Here is a 1,441-nt window from a genome sequence, read left to right on the forward strand (position 1 = left end):
ACACGGCGATCGTCAGCCTAATCCTATGTTGGGCGGGCAAATTACGTCAGTTGCAACATCAGATACGGGGGTAAGAGCAATGAAAGACTTGTTCAACCATAGAAGCAGATTGGGCCTGTTGGTGGTGGTTGTGTTGCTGGTATTGATTACTGTGGGCACGCGGATCACCGCAGCCCAACCAAGCGCCAGCACTTTACTGGAGAATGGTGAGGCGATTTCCATCGTGGTGTCACCAGAAACCGGGGGCGAGTTGACTTCCCCTGATGGTCAGGTGACCATCACCTTTCCTCCCGGATTGTTCTCTGAGACCACCGTCGTCACCTACACGGAAACAGCCATCACGTCGCTACCTCCAAACCTGGCCAATTTTGGTCCATCGTTTACGCTGTAAGCCGCGCGGTTCAGCGACGGCCAACCGGTGGTGCTCTTTGAGATGGATGCCTGTCCCGGTGTGCACGGAGAGCCTGCCAACAAATCCGAATGCGGCGCCTTGCCGGAAGGGGGAATGGAGATCGCCATCCACTACTCCGACACCGACGTGGAGAGGGCAGGGGCAACGGAAAGCGAGTTGACGCTGAGTTACTTCTATAGCCCGGACGGGCAGACAGGCAAGTGGCTACCTCTGGAGACCGCGGTAGACGAGGGCCGGAATCTTGCTACCGCCTCCACGTGGTATTTTGCCCATTTCACACTGCTTGGGATGCCCCATCCTCCGATGACTGCTGGTGCACTTACCCAGGTAGAAGTTGTCGTAGATGACCAGGATGCCGGGTTTGCGCGCTTTCAGGCCGGCCAATGCGCCGACCCTCCAGATCGCTGCTGGTGGCACTATTGGTCGGCTTCCGGAGCCTACAACGGGCACAGTTACTACACCAAGAACTCTACCGACTACTATGGCCGCGAGAACTGGGGCGAGTGGACGCCAAACATTCCCCAGAGCGGTCGGTACGAGATTTTCGCCTTTATCCCCTGGGACCACGCCACTACCCGAAGCGCCCACTATCATATCTACAGGGATGGCAGCGAGATCGGCACGGCGACGGTCAACCAGTTGGAAATCTACGCCGATTGGGTTAGCCTGGGTACTTACGATCTGCCGGCCGGGACACGCTCGAAGGTCTACCTGGACGACCTGACCGGCAATCAGAACTATGCCACCGAGGAGATCGGCTTCGATGCCGTCAAGTTCGTGTGCCTGGACTGTGGCCCAGGCCCGACGCCTACTCCGGGACCGACACCGACGCCCGGGCCAACGCCGCAGCCCTTTCGGATTCACAGCGTTGCCGTAGTGGATAGCAATGGCAACCCTTTGCCCTGGGATGCTTTAGTGCACACCACCCTCACGGTAGAGGCACAAGGCTCCGGAAGCAACCCGCCCGGCGCAGTCACGGTCAAGGTCAGCGCGTTGAAAAGCGGCAAGGTTTCTTATCTGACCCTGGTC

2 protein-coding genes are annotated in these 1,441 nt (G+C 58.5%); both read left to right on the forward strand.

Features of this window, described 5'->3' with window-relative positions; translation table 11 throughout:
* A partial coding sequence (locus ABJK56_RS02940) for a hypothetical protein (RefSeq protein ID WP_347243171.1) occupies positions 1 to 391 on the forward strand: 391 nt, incomplete at its 5' end.
* Between the two features lie 27 nt (positions 392 to 418).
* A partial coding sequence (locus ABJK56_RS02945) for a hypothetical protein (RefSeq protein WP_347243172.1) occupies positions 419 to 1,441 on the forward strand: 1,023 nt, incomplete at its 3' end.

The sequence above is a fragment of the Thermogutta sp. genome, from assembly GCF_039793925.1.
Taxonomy (GTDB): Bacteria; Planctomycetota; Planctomycetia; order Pirellulales; family Thermoguttaceae; genus Thermogutta.